This window comes from Pseudomonas sp. RA_105y_Pfl2_P56, from assembly GCF_963970845.1.
GTDB lineage: Bacteria > Pseudomonadota > Gammaproteobacteria > Pseudomonadales > Pseudomonadaceae > Aquipseudomonas > Aquipseudomonas baetica_A.
Window position 1 is genome coordinate 209,658 of sequence record NZ_CAXAPL010000004.1, and the last position, 16,377, is coordinate 226,034.

General features: G+C 59.9%; 13 protein-coding genes and 1 pseudogene. 3 read left to right on the top strand and 11 right to left on the bottom strand.

Translation table 11 applies throughout. The features are described 5' to 3' along the window. Positions 1-24: 24 nt before the first annotated feature. Positions 25-1,098 (bottom strand): BMP family ABC transporter substrate-binding protein, encoded by a 1,074-nt coding sequence (locus AACY11_RS04965; RefSeq protein WP_339431893.1) that lies wholly within the window; start codon positions 1,096-1,098, stop codon positions 25-27. Between the two features lie 286 nt (positions 1,099-1,384). On the opposite strand from AACY11_RS04965, the gene AACY11_RS04970 reads away from it, so the two are divergent. Then, a complete protein-coding gene (locus tag AACY11_RS04970; protein WP_339431894.1) occupies positions 1,385-2,476 on the top strand; it encodes a calcium:proton antiporter in 1,092 nt (363 codons plus the stop codon). Between the two features lie 125 nt (positions 2,477-2,601). Here AACY11_RS04970 and AACY11_RS04975 read toward each other — a convergent pair whose 3' ends face one another. From AACY11_RS04975 to AACY11_RS05020, 10 genes and pseudogenes are all read right to left on the bottom strand, one after another. Next, a complete protein-coding gene (locus AACY11_RS04975) occupies positions 2,602-3,960 on the bottom strand; it encodes an 8-oxoguanine deaminase (RefSeq protein WP_339431895.1) in 1,359 nt (452 codons plus the stop codon). A 259-nt stretch (positions 3,961-4,219) separates the two neighbouring features. Beyond that, on the bottom strand, positions 4,220-4,906 hold the full coding sequence (locus AACY11_RS04980) for an SDR family oxidoreductase (protein WP_339431896.1): 687 nt from the start codon (positions 4,904-4,906) through the stop codon (positions 4,220-4,222). A gap of 18 nt (positions 4,907-4,924) precedes the next feature. Then, positions 4,925-5,041: pseudogene (locus tag AACY11_RS04985) on the bottom strand (MerR family transcriptional regulator); the annotation flags it as partial. A 184-nt stretch (positions 5,042-5,225) separates the two neighbouring features. Beyond that, positions 5,226-6,152 carry an ABC transporter permease gene (locus tag AACY11_RS04990; RefSeq protein ID WP_339431897.1) on the bottom strand — a complete coding sequence of 309 codons (927 nt, stop codon included), beginning with the start codon at positions 6,150-6,152 and terminating at the stop codon, positions 5,226-5,228. Next, a complete protein-coding gene (locus tag AACY11_RS04995) occupies positions 6,152-7,258 on the bottom strand; it encodes an ABC transporter permease (protein ID WP_339494007.1) in 1,107 nt (368 codons plus the stop codon). The genes AACY11_RS04990 and AACY11_RS04995 overlap by 1 nt, the downstream gene beginning before the upstream one ends. Positions 7,259-7,271: 13 nt before the next feature. Continuing rightward, on the bottom strand, positions 7,272-8,819 hold the full coding sequence (locus tag AACY11_RS05000) for an ABC transporter ATP-binding protein (RefSeq protein ID WP_339494009.1): 1,548 nt from the start codon (positions 8,817-8,819) through the stop codon (positions 7,272-7,274). 519 nt (positions 8,820-9,338) lie between these two features. Further along, positions 9,339-9,938 carry an IMPACT family protein gene (locus AACY11_RS05005; RefSeq protein ID WP_339464635.1) on the bottom strand — a complete coding sequence of 200 codons (600 nt, stop codon included), beginning with the start codon at positions 9,936-9,938 and terminating at the stop codon, positions 9,339-9,341. A gap of 7 nt (positions 9,939-9,945) precedes the next feature. After that, positions 9,946-10,596 carry a TetR/AcrR family transcriptional regulator gene (locus AACY11_RS05010; RefSeq protein ID WP_150617871.1) on the bottom strand — a complete coding sequence of 217 codons (651 nt, stop codon included), beginning with the start codon at positions 10,594-10,596 and terminating at the stop codon, positions 9,946-9,948. A gap of 88 nt (positions 10,597-10,684) precedes the next feature. Beyond that, the gene (locus AACY11_RS05015) at positions 10,685-12,073 is read right to left on the bottom strand and encodes a uracil-xanthine permease family protein (protein WP_339431901.1); all 1,389 of its coding nucleotides are present in this window, start codon (positions 12,071-12,073) and stop codon (positions 10,685-10,687) included. Positions 12,074-12,195: 122 nt separating this feature from the next. After that, positions 12,196-13,116 (bottom strand): LysR family transcriptional regulator, encoded by a 921-nt coding sequence (locus AACY11_RS05020; RefSeq protein ID WP_221734345.1) that lies wholly within the window; start codon positions 13,114-13,116, stop codon positions 12,196-12,198. Between the two features lie 138 nt (positions 13,117-13,254). Here AACY11_RS05020 and AACY11_RS05025 point away from each other — a divergent pair, with 138 nt between their 5' ends. Both AACY11_RS05025 and AACY11_RS05030 read left to right on the top strand, forming a co-directional pair. Further along, on the top strand, positions 13,255-14,604 hold the full coding sequence (locus tag AACY11_RS05025) for an aspartate aminotransferase family protein (protein ID WP_339431902.1): 1,350 nt from the start codon (positions 13,255-13,257) through the stop codon (positions 14,602-14,604). 75 nt (positions 14,605-14,679) lie between these two features. Then, positions 14,680-16,173 (top strand): CoA-acylating methylmalonate-semialdehyde dehydrogenase, encoded by a 1,494-nt coding sequence (locus AACY11_RS05030; protein WP_339494010.1) that lies wholly within the window; start codon positions 14,680-14,682, stop codon positions 16,171-16,173. Positions 16,174-16,377: the final 204 nt, after the last annotated feature.

Genomic DNA, 16,377 nt, shown 5'->3' on the forward strand with positions numbered 1-16,377 from the left:
AAGCCCGCTCCCATAGGTGTGCGCTTACTTCGGCATCTCGGCCTTCATGCCTTCCACGTAATAGTTCATCGAGGCCAGTTCTGCGTTGGTTGCACTCACGCCCGCCGGGATTTTTTCGACCCCGGCCTGATCCTTGATCGGCCCGGTAAACGGCTTGAACGCGCCGCTCTTGATGTCGGCGATGATCTGCTCGGCTTCAGCCTTCACGGGCGCCGGCACCAGGTCGCTGATCGGCAGTTCAACCGTGCCTTCTTTCAAACCGCCCCAGTAGTCCTGGGATTTCCAGGTGTGGTCGATCACGCTTTGCGTCGCCTGAATGTAGTGCGGCGCCCAGTCGTTGACGATTGAAGTCAGCACCGCTTTCGGCCCGAAGTGCGCCATGTCGGAGGCGTAGCCCACGGCGTACACGCCACGACGTTCGGCCGCTTGAATCGGCGCGGGGCTGTCGGTGTGCTGGAACACCACGTCCACGCCCTGATCGATCAGGGCGTTGGCCGCATCGGCTTCCTTGCCCGGATCGAACCACGAGTTGACCCACACCACTTTGATCTCGGTGCCTGGGTTGTACTTGTTCAGGGCCAGTTGAATAGCGTTGATGTCGCGGATCACCTCCGGAATCGGGAACGAGGCGACGTAGCCGATTTTTTTGCTCTTGGTCATCTTCGCAGCGAGGAAACCACCGACGTAGCGACCTTCGTAAGTGCGTGCCAGATAGGTGCCGAGGTTCTTGTCCTGCTTGTAGCCGGTGGCGTGTTCGAAAGTCACTTTGGGAAACTGTTTGGCGACTTTCAGCGTCGGGTTCATGTAGCCAAACGAGGTGGTGAAGATCAGGTCGTACTTGTCCTTGGCCATGTTGCGGATCACCCGCTCGGCATCGGCACCTTCGGCGACGTTTTCCACAAAGTGGGTGGTGATCTGATCGCCGAATTTCTCGGCCAGTGCCTTGCGCCCCTGTTCATGCTGATACGTCCAGCCGTGGTCGCCGATCGGGCCGATATAGACGAAACCGACCTTCAGCGGATCGGCAGCGCTGGCGCTCAGACTGATCCCCAGACCGAGGACGGCGCACAGCAGTTTGTGCAGCGGACGTATTTGCATGAATTGGAGCTCCGTTTTGTTGTGTGTGGACAGCGTCAATGCAAATTGCTGACCAACAGGACAACAAACGTCTCCAAACCGCATAACGGCCTTCGCGAGCACGCTCGCTCCCACAGGGGAATGCATATCAATGTGGGCGCGGGCTTGCTCGCGAAGAGGTCGGCGCGGCCAATAAAAGTGCAACGAATGAAACGGCCGCCATTCACTGGTGCGCTAAGGTGTAACGAAACGTTAGCGCCGTTCCGCAGTCAGTAGCTCACTCGCACTCTCCGGCAAAAGGCCCGCCATGCTCACGATCCTCAAGCAAGAAAGCTTTCTACTGTTGGCGCTCATCGCCGCACTCGTCGCTTATCCACTGGAACACTGGCTGCTGCACAGCGGCCAGATCGTCGCCCTGGGCGCCGGGCTGGTGTTGATCGCGTTCATCGTCGTCGCCTCAATGCGCGTCGCCCACCACGCCGAACTGCTCGCCGAAAAAGTCGGCGACCCTTACGGCACGATGATTCTCACACTGGCCGCCGTGCTGGTCGAAGTGGTGATTCTGGCGATCATGATGAGCAACGAAGCGTCGCCCACCCTGGTGCGTGACACGATCTATTCTGCGGTGATGCTCGACATCAACGGCATCCTCGGCCTCGCGGCGCTGATGGGCGGGATCAAGCACGGCGAGCAGTCCTACAACGACGATTCGGCGCGCAGCTACAGCGTGATGATCCTCACCGCCATGGGCGTGTCGATGGTGGTGCCGGAGTTCATTCCCGAGGCTAACTGGAAGGTTTATTCGGCGTTCACCATCGGTGCGATGGTGGTGCTTTACACCTTGTTCCTGCGCATGCAGGTCGGGCCGCACAGCTATTTTTTCAGCTACAGCTACCCGGACAAGCGGCGCAAGAAAGAGCCGGTCGAACAGCAACCGAAACCGCTCAGATTGGGCTTGTCGATTGGCATTCTGGTGTTTGGTGTGGTGGTGATCGGCGCGCTGGCCGAGGTGATGTCGAAAACCCTCGATCTGGGCCTGGAGGGAACAGGGGCGCCGCCGGTGATCACGGCGATTCTGGTGGCGGCAATCTCGGCCGCGCCGGAAATTCTCACGGCATTGCGTGCGGCGCTGGCCAACCGCATGCAGTCGGTGGTCAACATCGCGATGGGCGCGTCACTGTCGACGGTGATCCTGACCGTGCCGGTGATGGAAGCCATGGCGCTGTATACCGGTCAGCCGTTTCAGATGGCGATGACGCCAGTGCAGACGGTGATGATCTTCATCACCCTGATCGTCAGTGCGATCAACCTCAACGACGGCGAAACCAACGCCATTGAGGGTATGACGCACTTTGTGTTGTTTGCGACGTTCATCATGCTGTCCCTGCTCGGGCTCTAGGAACACCACAATTCCAAATGAGGGAGCGGGCTTGCTCGCGAAAGCGGTCTGTCAGGCAGCTTAAAACTGACTGACACGACGCCTTCGCGAGCAAGCCCGCTCCCACAGGTTTTATCGGTGGTGAATCAGGTGCCGGCGATCAGTTGGCGCGCGGCCTGGCTGTGATCGGCAATCAAGCCCTTGAGATCCAGGCCTTCGACCTGGCCGTCAACCACACGCCACTTGCCGCCGATCATCACTCGATCCGCACGATCGGCGCCACACAGCAGCAGCGCCGAAATCGGATCATGGCTACCGGAGAAGCGCAGCTCATCGAGCTTGAACAGTGCCAGATCGGCCTGCTTGCCGACCGCCAGTTCACCGATGTCGGTGCGGCCCAACAGGCTCGCCGACCCCTTGGTCGCCCACCCCAGCACACGCTCGGGGGTAATTTTCTCGGCGCCATAACGCAGACGCTGGATGTACAACGCCTGCCGCGCTTCCAGAATCATGTTCGACGCATCGTTGGACGCCGAGCCGTCGACCCCCAGACCAAACAGCGCGCCAGCGTCGGTCAGATCGATACTCGGGCAAATGCCGGAGGCCAGACGCATGTTCGAACTCGGGCAATGGCAAATGCCGGTGCCGGCCTGGCCGAGGCGGGTGATTTCGTCCGGGTTGAAGTGGATGCCGTGGGCCAGCCAGGTGCGCGGGCCGAGCCAGCCGACGCTGTCCAGATAATCGACGGTGCGCAGGCCGAAACGCTGCAGGCAGAAGTCCTCTTCATCGAGGGTTTCGGCCAGGTGCGTGTGCAGGCGCACGTCTAGTTGGTTCGCCAGTTCAGCACTGGCCGACATGATTTCCGGCGTCACCGAGAAGGGCGAGCACGGTGCCAGGGCGATCTGGATCTGCGCGCCATCGCCACGCTCGTGGTACTCGCGAATCAGGCGCTGACTGTCGTCGAGAATCACCTGGCCTTCCTGCACGGTCTGCTGCGGCGGCAGGCCGCCGTCCTTCTCGCCGAGACTCATCGAGCCGCGAGTGAGCATGGCGCGCATGCCCAGTTCACGCACGGTTTCGACTTGTACGTCGATGGCGTTTTCCAGACCGTCCGGGAACAGGTAATGGTGGTCGGCGGCGGTGGTGCAACCTGACAGCAGCAATTCAGCCAAAGCCACTTTCGTGGCGAGGGCAAGTTTTTCAGGCGTCAGGCGTGCCCACACCGGGTACAGGGTTTTCAGCCAGGGAAACAAGGGCTGGTTGACCACTGGCGCCCAGGCGCGAGTCAGGGTTTGGTAGAAATGGTGGTGGGTGTTGATCAGGCCCGGCAGGATCACATGTTCGCGGGCATCGAACACTTCATTGCACGGCGCGGACGGTTGCTGACCGGCCGCCAGCACTTCGACGATCACGCCGTCTTGCAGCACCAGACCACCACGGGCATCGAGCGCGTTGGCCGTGAAAATGGCGAGGGGATTTTTTAACCAGGTACGGATGGCAGGCATTGTGGCCGGCTCCTCTGAAAGTTGGGTTCAGGGTTGCCAGCTCAGTGTTGCCCTGTCTGCTGATCCAGGGTCGCCGCGAAGGACGAGGCGCGCAGTTTCAAACAAAACGCGATGCCGGGCAAGCCCCACCCGACAGGACAACACACACCACCCCTTATGGGAGAGGGCTTGCTCGCGAAAGCGCTGAGTCAGGCACGGGTGTATTGACTGACACGACGCCTTCGCGAGCAAGCCCGCTCCCACAGGGGTTATACGGTGCTTACCAAGGAATGGTTTCACCCTTGTAATTGACGAAGTGGTGCCCGCCCTTGCCAGTAAACGCATTCACCTGATCGACCAGACCGCGCGTGCTGGTCTCGACATCAATGTCGGCACCCTCACCGCCCATGTCCGTCTTCACCCAACCCGGATGCAGCGACAACACCGTGAGTTTCTGCTCGCCCAACTGGGTCACGAAAGTGTTGGTCATCGAATTCAGCGCAGCCTTGCTCGCCTTGTACAGCGCCAGTTCCGGCGCATCCGGCATGGTCACGCTGCCGAGTACCGAACTCATGAACGCCAACACACCGCTGCCATCGCGAATCTGCCCGACGAAACGCTGGGCCAGATTGATCGGTGCCACCGCGTTGGTGAAAAACAATTTCCCGACTTCGGCCAGTGTCGCGCCGCCCGGGGTTTGTGCATCCGGGCCTTTGACCCCAGCGTTGACGAACAGCAGGTCGAACGTCTCGCCCTTGAGTTGCTGACTCAGGGCGATCACCGCTTGCTGGTCATCCATATCAAGCTTCTCGATGCGCACCTTGCCCAGCGCTTGCAACGCGTCGGCGTTCGAAGGATTGCGCACGGTGGCCGTCACTTGCCAGCCATCGGCCAGCAGGGTTTTCACCAACCCGAGGCCCAAACCACGGGAGGCGCCGATGATCAGTGCGTTTTTTGCCTGGGACATGATGGGTTCCTTGAAAAGTTAACGTGCAGGATTCAATGGACACGCCTGAGCGAGCCGTAGTTGCAACTCCTGACGCAGTGCGTCGAGTTCACTCATACGGGTTTCGATCAGTTGCAGTTTGTCGCGCAGCAATTGCGGCTGACGGCGCAGGCCTGAGCTTATTCACCACTGCGCATTGACGCACTCAAAAGAGGTATTGGCCGTGGAGCATACTCCTCTTCGCGGGCAAGCCCACACAGTGTCCGTGTCGTACACAAATGGGTAATCACCGCCGAACCTGTGGGAGCGGGCCCGCGAAGAGGCCAGTCTCTTCAGCGCATCAATGCCCTGCCTGCCACGGCTGCCCCAACGACACCGGCGCATATAACCGCGTACGCAGCGCATCGCGCGACAACAACACCAGCACCACAATCGTCGCCACATACGGCAGCATCGCCAGCAAGCTCGACGGAATCGCCAGCCCCATCCCCTGTGCCACCAAATGCAGGATGCTGGCGAGCCCGAACAGATACGCCCCCAGCAACAACCGCCACACCCGCCAACTGGCAAACACCACCAGCGCCAGCGCGATCCAGCCGCGCCCGGCCGTCATGTTCTCGGCCCACATCGGCGTGTACGCCAGTGACAGATACGCCCCGGCCAACCCGGCCATCGCCCCGCCAAACAGCACGGCCAGCGTACGCACGGTCAACACTGGCAAGCCCATCGCACTGGCCGCATCCGGATTTTCACCGACGGCCTGAATGATCAGCCCGATACGACTTTTGATGATCACCCACGCGACCAGCGCAAACAGCGCGAACGACAGGTAAACCAACAGATCCTGAGCAAACAGCATCCGCCCGATCAGCGGAATTTCACTCAAGTACGGAATCGCCATTGGCTCAAAACCCGCCAGTGGTTTACCCACCCACGCGGAGCCGACAAAGGTCGACAACCCCACACCAAAAATCGTCAGCGCCAGCCCGGTCGCCACCTGATTGGCGTTGAACACCAGCGCCACCAGGGCAAACAGCGACGACAACAGCATCCCCGCGAGCATCGCCAGCAACACGCCGAGCCACAGGTTGCCGCTGCTGAGGGCGACGATAAAACCGATCACTGCACCAAACAGCATCATCCCTTCCTGGCCGAGGTTGAGCACGCCGCTCTTCTCGCAGATCAGTTCACCCAGCGCCACCAATAACAGCGGCGTGCCGCAACGCACCATGGCGTAGAAAATATTGCTCAGCAGATCGATATCCATCACAGCGCTCCGGCGGTTACGGCAGTGGTCGAGGCGCGCCGTCTCCAGCGCAGTTTCAGGCGCGGCCGATAGAGGATCAGCACGTCACAGGCCAGCAGGAAAAACAGCATCATTCCCTGGAACAGTTGGGTAATCGCTTGCGGCAGGTTGAGGGCCATCTGCGCACTCTCGCCGCCGATGTACAGCAACGCCATCAACAGACTTGAGAACAGAATCCCGATCGGATTCAGCCGCCCGAGAAACGCCACGGTGATCGCCGCATAGCCATACCCTGGCGAAACCTGCGGCACCAACTGACCAATCGGCCCGGTGGCTTCGCAGACCCCCGCGAGCCCGGCCAAACCGCCGCTGATCAGCAGCGCCAGCCAGATCAGCCGTTTCTCGCGAAAACCGACAAACCCCGCCGCACGCTTGTCCAGCCCGAGCACTTTGATCTGAAAACCGACAAAGCTTTTCTGCAACAACACCCACACCGCCACCAAGGCGAGCAGGGCGAAATACACCCCGGCGTGCACGCGGCCATCCTCCATCAACAGCGGTAAACGGCTGGCATCGCCAAACATCGCCGACTCGGGAAAGTTGAAGCCGGCCGGGTCTTTCAACGGGCCGTGTACGCAGAACAACAACAGGTTGAGGGCAATGTAATTGAGCATGATGCTGGTGAGGATTTCGTTGGCGTTGAAACGCGTGCGCAGCCATGCCGTCAGCCCGGCCCACGCCGCGCCGGCGAGGGTGCCGGTGAGCAGAATCAGCACCAGTGCCCAACGGCTTTGCATGTCGATGATGTTCACCGCCAGCGCACTGCCGGCCAACGCGCCCAGGAGCAATTGGCCTTCGGCGCCGATGTTCCAGATTCGCGCTTGATAGGCCACGGCCAAGCCCAACGCGCAGAGCAGAATCGGCAGGGCTTTGACCAGCAATTCGGACACGCCGTACACGTCGCTGACCGGTGCGATCAACAGGGTGTGCAAAGTTTGCAGTGGATCATGACCCAGAGCGATGAACAGCAGCGAACCGCAACCGAGGGTCAGCGCCGCCGCCAACAACGGCGAGCACCAGAGCATCAGGCGCGATTGCTGGCCACGGGGTTCGAGAGAAAGCAGCATGTTGAAAACTCCGTTAAACCGTGGCGTGTTGTTGAGGGGCATCGAACTGGCCGGCCATCCAGCCACCAACATCGCTCAGTAGGGTGTCCGCCGTGTTGTGCAACGCGGACATCTTCCCGCCGCACAACGCACCGAGGCGGTCGCTGATCTGGAACAGTTCGTCGAGGTCTTCGGAAATCACCAGAATCGCCGCACCGGCATCGCGCAACGCAATCAACGCACGGTGGATGGTGGCCGCAGCGCCGACGTCCACGCCCCAGGTCGGGTGCGCGGCGATCAGCAGTTTCGGCTGCTGGAGGATTTCCCGGCCAAGAATGAATTTCTGCAAGTTGCCGCCGGACAGGCTGCGCGCAACGGTTTGCGTGTCCGGGGTTTTCACGCCGAAGCGTTGAATAATTTGTTGCGCGAGGGCTTCGACCTTGCCGCGCTGGATCAGCCCGTTGCTGACCAATCCCTGCTGGAAGGCCGTGAGCAGGGCGTTGTCCGCCAGACTCAACTCGGGCACCGCGCCGTGGCCGAGGCGTTCGGCGGGGACGAAGGCCAGACCGAGTTTGCGCCGCGCATCCGGGCGTAAGTCAGCGACAGCTTGTTCACCGAAGCGAATCGTCGTCGCCTCGGCGCTCGGCAGGGTTTGTTCGCCGCTGAGCAGGGCGAGCAACTCATCCTGACCATTGCCGGCGACCCCGGCGATGCCGACGATTTCACCGCTGCGCACTTGCACATTAATGTCGGTCAACGAGCAGCCAAACGGATCGGGGTTGCGCCAACTCAAACCGCTCACCTGCAAAAAATCCGCGCCGCCGCTGACTTTCGGATAATCACCGATCAACGCCGCCGCTTCGCCGACCATCAACTGCGCCAATTGTTGATCCGAACACTCGGCGGGTACGCAATGCCCGGCCACTCGTCCGCCGCGCAAAACCGTGGCGCTATGGCACAAGGCGCGGACTTCGCCGAGCTTGTGGCTGATAAACAGAATGCTGCAGCCCTCGGCGGCGAGGCGCCGCAGCGTGATGAACAAGTCCTCGGCCTCTTGCGGTGTCAGCACCGAGGTCGGTTCATCGAGAATCAGCAGACGGATGTCCTGCATCAGGCAGCGGATGATTTCCACCCGTTGTCGCTCACCGATCGACAGGCTGTGGACAAGTCGCTCAGGCTCCAGCGCCATGCCGTAACGGCGCGACACTTCGCGAATTTTCGGTTCCAGTTGTTTGGGCGTACCGGCCGCTGCGCCCATCGCCAGAGCAATGTTCTGCGCCACGCTGAGGGTTTCAAACAGTGAGAAATGCTGGAACACCATGCCGATCCCCAACTGCCGCGCCTGCGCCGGGTTGCGGATATTCACCCGTTGACCTTGCCAGAGCATCTCGCCCGCATCGGCCTGGGTGACGCCATAGATGATCTTCATCAGCGTACTTTTGCCCGCGCCGTTTTCACCGAGCAGCGCATGGATTTCCCCAGGGGCGATGCTCAGGTCGATGGCATCGTTGGCCAGACAACCGGGGTAGCGTTTGCTGATGTGGCGCAGTTGCAGGCGCGTGTTGGGCGGATCGATTGGCATGACAGGCTCGACTTGCTTGGAGTTGTGCCTGTGGATAAAGCAATTTCCTGGCCATTGAGTCAGGAACCCGGGGCGAGCGTGTGCATCAGGGCTCGGCGCAAAGCGTTCAAGGCTGCATCGGGTAATGCCCCGGCACCAATTCAGAGCAAAGCCGTTGAACAGGCTCCAGTTTTGCCCTTCGGTGACTGATCAAAAAACGAGCAAAGACGCGGGGGCTAGACAGAGTCTGCAACTGCGCCAGCCATGAACGGGTTATCCACAGGTTGCTCCACAGTTATTGTGCGCAAGCTTTAAACCCGGGCATAAGCACTGCAAGGCTTTCTTCTAATGGTGCTAAACGTTATTAACTGATTGTTTTTAGGCAAATTTTGAATTTTTCAGGAGAGATTGAACGAAAAATGAACAAACCGCGCAAAGCCGCGTGACAGAAGGGTTACAGCGCAATGTGCTCAGGTTATCCACAGTCGGGTGCACAGCCGATGTGGGCAACTCGGGGTAATAAGGAAATCAAGCGATGCCCTAAAAGATCGCAGCGCTTGAACGCTGAAGCAAAATCCGCCCACGACTCAAATCAGCCAACTGGCGTTGCAATAATTCGATCTGCATTTCACCCACGGCTAGCTGCAATTCGACGCCGTTGGCAGTGAAGTTTTCCTCGACCACCAACCCGCCCAGATCCGCCACCCGCAACTTCACCAGCGCCAGCTCGGCAAACCCACAGGCACAACGCAGCGGCACACGGCTGATCAACTCGACTTTCGCCGCCGTCTGCAGGCACTTGTTTGCGCCGCCGCCATAGGCGCGGGCCAAACCGCCGGTGCCCAGTTGAATGCCGCCGTACCAACGAATCACCAGTACGGCGACCTGATCGCAATCCTGCGCTTCAATCGCCGCCAGAATGGGCCGGCCCGCCGTGCCGCCAGGCTCGCCGTCGTCATTGCTACGGTATTGATCGCCCAGTTTCCACGCCCAGCAGTTGTGCGAGGCGTTCAAGTCGCTGTGCTGTTCGAAGAACGCCTGCGCGTCGGCCGCGCTGCTGATCGGCGTGGCGTAGGTGATGAAGCGGCTTTTGCGAATCTCTTCGCGGTATTCGCAAAAACCACTGAGGGTGAAAGGCATAGACGTCTTATAGAGAGGGAGTGAGGCCGCAGCCTTTGAGGATGATGCGGATCAAATTGTTGCCGGCGTCTTCCATGTCCTGCTTGGTCAACTTGCTGCGACCGCTGACTCGGCAGATCTGCGTGGCAAAGTCGGCGTAATGCTGAGTGCTGCCCCACAACAGGAAAATCAGGTGTACCGGATCCACCGGGTCCATTTTGCCGGCATCGATCCACGCTTGAAAAACGGCCGCTCGCCCCTGGAACCAGGCGCGGTAATCCTGATTGAAATATTCGCTCAGGCATTCGCCGCCGCTGATCACTTCCATCGCGAAAATGCGCGAAGCTTGCGGCTGGCGGCGGGAGAATTCCATTTTTGCGCGGATGTAGCGGGTGAGCGCCTCGGCCGGATCGTCCTCGGCCGTCAGGGTGTTGAAGGTGCTGTCCCACAACTCGATGATGTTGCTCAGCACCGCCACGTACAACCCCAGCTTGTTGGTGAAGTAGTAATGCAGGTTCGCCTTGGGCAACCCGGCATTCTGGGCAATGGTGTTCATGCTGGTGCCTTTGTACCCATGACGGGCGAACTCGTCTTCGGCGGCTTTGAGAATGGTCTCTTCGTTCTTCTGACGAATGCGGCTGGCGGGCTTGCCGCCGTGAGCGGGGACTTCAAAGGTCATAGGCACTTCCGGGTTTGTCTGTGGGCGCAACCAGTTGTGTTGATAGCGCACCCACAGGCTTCAGACAAGTCCTGAAGCAATAAAACCGTTACGCCTGTTCGACCTTGTTCACCGGCACATGGGCTTCGCTGGTGGTGGTTTTTGCTTCCGGCAGCAGCAGGCAGAGCATGATTGCGGTCAGCCCGCCACTGGTGATCGCCGAGTCGAAAAGGTTCTGCACCAGTTTCGGCAGCAAGTGCAGCAAGTTCGGTTGCGCGGCAATACCCAGGCCGACGCCGAACGAGGTGGCGATGATCAACATGCTGCGTCGATCCAGCGGTGATTGCGCGAGGATGCGCACACCCGCCGCCGCAACGGCACCGAACATCACCAGCGTCGCACCGCCAAGCACCGGTTTTGGAATCTGTTGCAGCACCGCGCCGATCATTGGAAACAGGCCGAGACAAAACAGGATCGCGCCGATGTACAAACCGACGTAGCGACTGGCGACACCGGTCAACTGGATCACGCCGTTGTTCTGCGCGAACGTGGTGTTGGGAAAGGCGCTGAAAGTGGCCGCGATCATGCAGCTCACGCCATCACCGAGAATGCCACCGCGCAAACGGCTTATATAAGAAGGGCCGCTGATGGGCTGGCGGGCCAGCATGCAGTTGGCGGTGAGGTCGCCGACGGTTTCGATGGTGCTGATCAGATAAATCAGCGCGACGGGCAGAAAAGCCGTCCAGTCGAAGCTGAATCCAAACTTGAACGGTGCAGGAATACTCACCAGCGGCAAGTCAGGCAAAGGCTGCACCACCAGTTTCCCACTGAACCATGCCGCCAGACTGCCGAGTACCAGACCGATGATGATTGCCGAGAGCCGCACCCACGGCGTGTTCGAGCGATTGAGCAGGATGATCGTCAGCAGCACGAACACGCCCAGCGCCAGATTGCCCGGCGCACCGAAGTCCGGCGCATTGAAACCGCCGCCCAGATCCGTGATGCCGACTTTGATCAGGCTGATTCCGATCAGGGTGATGACAATGCCGGTCACCAACGGCGTAACGACGCGACGCAATTGGCCAATGAAGCGGCTGAGGACGATCTGTACGATCGCGCCGAAAAAGCACACGCCGAAGATCATCGCCAGAATGTCCTGTGGGCTGCCGCCGCGCTGTTTGACCAGAAAACCTGCCGACAGTACGGCGCCAAGAAAGGCGAAACTGGTGCCCTGCAGACAAATCATCCCGGCACCAATGCCGAACGGTCGGCGTGCCTGAATAAAGGTGCCGACCCCGGACACCATCAGCGCCATGCTGATCAGGTACGGTAAATGCGCGTTCAAGCCGAGCGCCGAACCGATCACCAGCGGCGGGGTGATGATGCCGACGAAACTGGCGAGTACGTGTTGCAGGGCGGCAAGAATCGCGGCGGGCGGTTTGGGGCGGTCGTTGAGGCCGTAGATCAGGTCGCTGGACGGTGCGGAATCTGGCTGCATGGACTTGGGCTTCTTTGTTGAAGGATCGGGGTTGATCCTGCTCTGCAAAAAGCTGTCCACTTGCTCAGGTTATTGGGTGATTTTGTCTGTTAGGCCCAGCGTGGCTGGGCCTTGCGGGTTTTTCAACGCGTCGCCGCCAAGCTTTCAAGAAAACTTTCCAGCACCAAATGGGGGCGCCGGCCCTTGCGCGTGACCGATGCGAGGCTCAGGTCATAGAAACGTGTCTTGGCCTTGAGCGCGCGCAGACGCCCCTGCTGCACCCATAGGCTGGCGTAGTGATCCGGCAGATAACCGATGTAGCGCCCGGTCAGGATCAGGAACGCCATGCCTTCACGGTCCGAAGCGCTGGCGGTGCAGTTGAGCGCCTGGTAATGCGCCTGAATGTCTGCCGGCAAACGGAAGGTGGGGGCGATGGCGTCCTGACTATTCAGGCGTTCGTCGTCCAGTTGCTTGTCATCGACGTAAAACAGCGGATGCCCGACCGCGCAGTAAAGCAGTGAACGTTCGCTGTACAGCGGCTGATATTCCAGACCGGACAGCGCACTGGCCTGCGGCACCACGCCAACATGCAGGCGGCCGTCGAGCACGCCTTGTTCGACTTCATTAGGCGCGATCATGCGGATCTGGATCTGCACGTCCGGGCCGCGTTCTTTTAATTGCGCGAGGGCGTGGGTGATGCGCATGTGGGGCAGGGTGACCAGGTTGTCGGTCAGGCCAATGATCAACTCGCCGCGCAAGTGCTGGTGCAGGCCGTTGACCTCGGTGCGAAAGCTTTCCAGCGCACTTAACAGTTGCAGCACCGATTGATAGACCTCGCGGCCTTCTTCGGTCAGCGAGAATCCCGCGCGGCCGCGTTGGCACAGGCGTAAGCCGAGGCGTTGCTCCAGGTCGCTCATTTGCTGGCTGATCGCCGAACGCCCAATGCCGAGCACGGTTTCCGCCGCCGAGAAGCCGCCGCATTCCACCACGCTGCGAAAAATGCGCAGCAAGCGAATATCAAAGTCACTGACCTGGGCCAGCGGATCGGGACGGCGGCTGCTCATGCTTGATCACTCAAAGTTTAGTGGTGGGCTGACTGAAGGTTAGAAGAGTTGGATTTCACCGACTTTATCGCCGTGGCAATTTAGCTGCAACAACGCTTTCTATCTCCCTGATGCTTATGCCCTGCGAGGTTTTGCCCGATGAACATGCCTGAAACCGCTCCGTCGCCACTGGCCAGCCAACTGAAGCTGGACGCGCACTGGATGCCGTACACCGCCAACCGTAACTTCCAGCGCGATCCGCGTTTGATTGTCGGTGCCGAGGGCAGTTGGCTGTTCGACGACAAGGGCCGCAAGATCTACGACTCGTTGTCCGGTCTGTGGACCTGCGGCGCCGGGCACACCCGCAAGGAAATTCAGGAAGCGGTCTCCAAGCAGTTGGGCACGCTCGATTACTCGCCGGGCTTCCAGTACGGCCATCCGTTGTCCTTTCAGTTGGCTGAGAAAATCACCGATCTGACCCCGGGCAACCTCAACCATGTGTTCTTCACCGACTCCGGCTCCGAGTGCGCCGACACGGCGGTGAAAATGGTGCGTGCCTACTGGCGTCTTAAAGGCCAGGCGACCAAGACCAAAATGATCGGCCGCGCCCGTGGCTATCACGGTGTGAACATCGCCGGCACCAGCCTGGGTGGCGTCAACGGCAACCGCAAAATGTTCGGTCAGGCGATGATGGACGTCGATCACCTGCCGCACACGTTGCTGGCGAGCAATGCGTTCTCCCGTGGCATGCCGGAGCAGGGCGGTATCGCCCTGGCCGATGAACTGCTGAAGCTGATCGAACTGCACGATGCGTCGAACATCGCCGCCGTGTTCGTTGAACCGATGGCCGGTTCCGCTGGCGTGCTGGTTCCGCCTCAGGGTTATCTGAAGCGCCTGCGTGAAATCTGCGATCAGCACAACATCCTGCTGGTGTTCGACGAAGTGATCACCGGTTTCGGCCGCACTGGCTCGATGTTCGGCGCCGACAGCTTTGGCGTCACTCCCGACCTGATGTGCATCGCCAAGCAAATCACCAACGGCGCGATCCCGATGGGCGCGGTGATTGCCAGTTCCGAGATCTACCAGACCTTCATGAACCAGCCGACGCCGGAATACGCGGTGGAATTCCCCCACGGCTATACCTATTCGGCGCATCCGGTGGCTTGCGCCGCTGGCCTGGCGGCACTCGACCTGCTGCAAAAGGAAAACCTGGTGCAGAGCGTGGCCGAAGTCGCGCCGCATTTTGAAAACGCGCTGCATGGCTTGAAGGGTTCGAAGAACGTCATCGACATCCGTAACTACGGTCTGGCCGGTGCGATCCAGATTGCCGGTCGTGACGGCGACGCCATCGTGCGTCCGTTCGAGGCGGGTATGGCGCTGTGGAAAGCGGGGTTCTACGTGCGCTTCGGCGGCGACACCCTGCAGTTCGGCCCAACCTTCAACAGCAAGCCGCAAGACCTTGATCGTCTGTTCGACGCGGTCGGCGAAGTGCTGAACAAGCTCGACTGATTTTTCCCTCTATATAAGTACAAATTGCCGGCGCCTCTTCGGCGGCGCCGGCGGACAAAATTCAGGAGTCCCCCGATGAGCGTTATCCCGCATTTGATCAATGGCGAACTGGTGACCGAGAACGGTCGCGCGGTTGATGTGTTCAACCCGTCCACCGGTCAAGCGATCCACAAGTTGCCACTGGCCAGCCAGGCAACCATTCAGAAAGCCATTGATGCTGCGAAGGCAGCGTTCCCGGCCTGGCGTAACACGCCGCCGGCCAAACGCGCCCAAGTGATGTTCCGCTTCAAGCAACTGCTGGAGCAGAACGAAGCGCGCATCTCGCAATTGATCAGCGAAGAACACGGCAAGACTCTCGAAGACGCTGCCGGTGAACTGAAACGCGGTATCGAGAACGTCGAGTTTGCTTGTGCTGCGCCGGAAATTCTCAAGGGCGAGTACAGCCGCAACGTAGGCCCGAACATTGATGCGTGGTCGGACTTCCAGCCGTTGGGCGTAGTCGCCGGTATCACGCCATTCAACTTTCCGGCCATGGTGCCGCTGTGGATGTATCCACTGGCGATCGTCTGTGGCAACTGCTTCATCCTCAAACCGTCCGAGCGTGATCCAAGCTCCACGCTGCTGATTGCTCAACTGCTGCTGGAAGCCGGCCTGCCAAAAGGTGTGATGAACGTGGTCCACGGCGACAAGACGGCGGTGGACGCGCTGATCGAAGCGCCGGAAGTCAAAGCGCTGAGCTTCGTCGGTTCGACGCCGATTGCTGAATACATCTACGCCGAAGGCACCAAGCGCGGCAAACGCGTTCAGGCACTGGGCGGCGCGAAGAACCATGCGGTGCTGATGCCGGATGCTGATCTGGATAATGCGGTCAGCGCACTGATGGGCGCGGCGTATGGTTCTTGCGGCGAGCGCTGTATGGCGATCTCCGTTGCGGTATGTGTGGGTGATCAGGTGGCGGATGCGTTGGTGGCCAAACTGGTTCCACAGATCAAGGCGTTGAAGATTGGTGCGGGTACTTCGTGTGGTCTGGACATGGGGCCACTGGTGACCGGTCAGGCGCGCGACAAGGTCAGCGGCTATGTCGATGACGGCGTGGCAGCGGGTGCGACTCTGGTGGTCGATGGTCGCGGCTTGAGCGTCACGGGTCACGAAGACGGCTTCTTCCTCGGGGGCTGCCTGTTCGACAACGTCACTCCAGAGATGCGCATCTATAAAGAGGAGATCTTCGGGCCGGTGCTGTGCGTCGTCCGGGTGAGCAGCCTGGAAGAGGCGATGCAACTGATCAACGATCACGAATACGGCAACGGCACCTGCATCTTCACGCGTGACGGTGAAGCGGCGCGTCTGTTCTGTGATGAGATCGAAGTCGGTATGGTCGGCGTCAACGTGCCTTTGCCGGTGCCGGTGGCTTATCACAGCTTTGGCGGCTGGAAGCGTTCGCTGTTCGGCGACTTGCATGCCTATGGCCCGGACGGTGTGCGCTTCTATACCCGCCGCAAGGCAATCACTCAGCGTTGGCCGCAACGTGCTAGCCACGAAGCCTCGCAGTTCGCCTTCCCTAGCTTGTAAGCAGGGATGAAGAAGGCCGATCTTTAGAGGTCGGCCTTTGTGTTTTCGGTGTTCTTTGACTGATATGACAGAAATATGAAATTAACGGTTGACGGCAGATTCTGGAAGCCTATAATTCGCCCCACTTCCGGCGCAGTCGAAACGGAAAACTCCTTGAGATTCAATGAGTTATGAGGTTTTCGGCAGCAAGTTGCTTCAGTTCAT

What these genes read in the sequence shown, in the direction of transcription:
- AACY11_RS04965 (WP_339431893.1), bottom strand. Translation starts at nt 1,098, where the DNA reads ATGCAAATACGTCCGCTGCACAAACTGCTGTGCGCCGTCCTCGGTCTG.
- AACY11_RS05015 (WP_339431901.1), bottom strand. Translation starts at nt 12,073, where the DNA reads ATGCAGCCAGATTCCGCACCGTCCAGCGACCTGATCTACGGCCTCAAC.
- AACY11_RS04970 (WP_339431894.1), top strand. Translation starts at nt 1,385, where the DNA reads ATGCTCACGATCCTCAAGCAAGAAAGCTTTCTACTGTTGGCGCTCATC.
- AACY11_RS04975 (WP_339431895.1), bottom strand. Translation starts at nt 3,960, where the DNA reads ATGCCTGCCATCCGTACCTGGTTAAAAAATCCCCTCGCCATTTTCACG.
- AACY11_RS04995 (WP_339494007.1), bottom strand. Translation starts at nt 7,258, where the DNA reads ATGCTGCTTTCTCTCGAACCCCGTGGCCAGCAATCGCGCCTGATGCTC.
- AACY11_RS04990 (WP_339431897.1), bottom strand. Translation starts at nt 6,152, where the DNA reads ATGGATATCGATCTGCTGAGCAATATTTTCTACGCCATGGTGCGTTGC.
- AACY11_RS05010 (WP_150617871.1), bottom strand. Translation starts at nt 10,596, where the DNA reads ATGACCTTTGAAGTCCCCGCTCACGGCGGCAAGCCCGCCAGCCGCATT.
- AACY11_RS05030 (WP_339494010.1), top strand. Translation starts at nt 14,680, where the DNA reads ATGAGCGTTATCCCGCATTTGATCAATGGCGAACTGGTGACCGAGAAC.
- AACY11_RS05025 (WP_339431902.1), top strand. Translation starts at nt 13,255, where the DNA reads ATGAACATGCCTGAAACCGCTCCGTCGCCACTGGCCAGCCAACTGAAG.
- AACY11_RS05020 (WP_221734345.1), bottom strand. Translation starts at nt 13,116, where the DNA reads ATGAGCAGCCGCCGTCCCGATCCGCTGGCCCAGGTCAGTGACTTTGAT.
- AACY11_RS05005 (WP_339464635.1), bottom strand. Translation starts at nt 9,938, where the DNA reads ATGCCTTTCACCCTCAGTGGTTTTTGCGAATACCGCGAAGAGATTCGC.
- AACY11_RS05000 (WP_339494009.1), bottom strand. Translation starts at nt 8,819, where the DNA reads ATGCCAATCGATCCGCCCAACACGCGCCTGCAACTGCGCCACATCAGC.
- AACY11_RS04980 (WP_339431896.1), bottom strand. Translation starts at nt 4,906, where the DNA reads ATGTCCCAGGCAAAAAACGCACTGATCATCGGCGCCTCCCGTGGTTTG.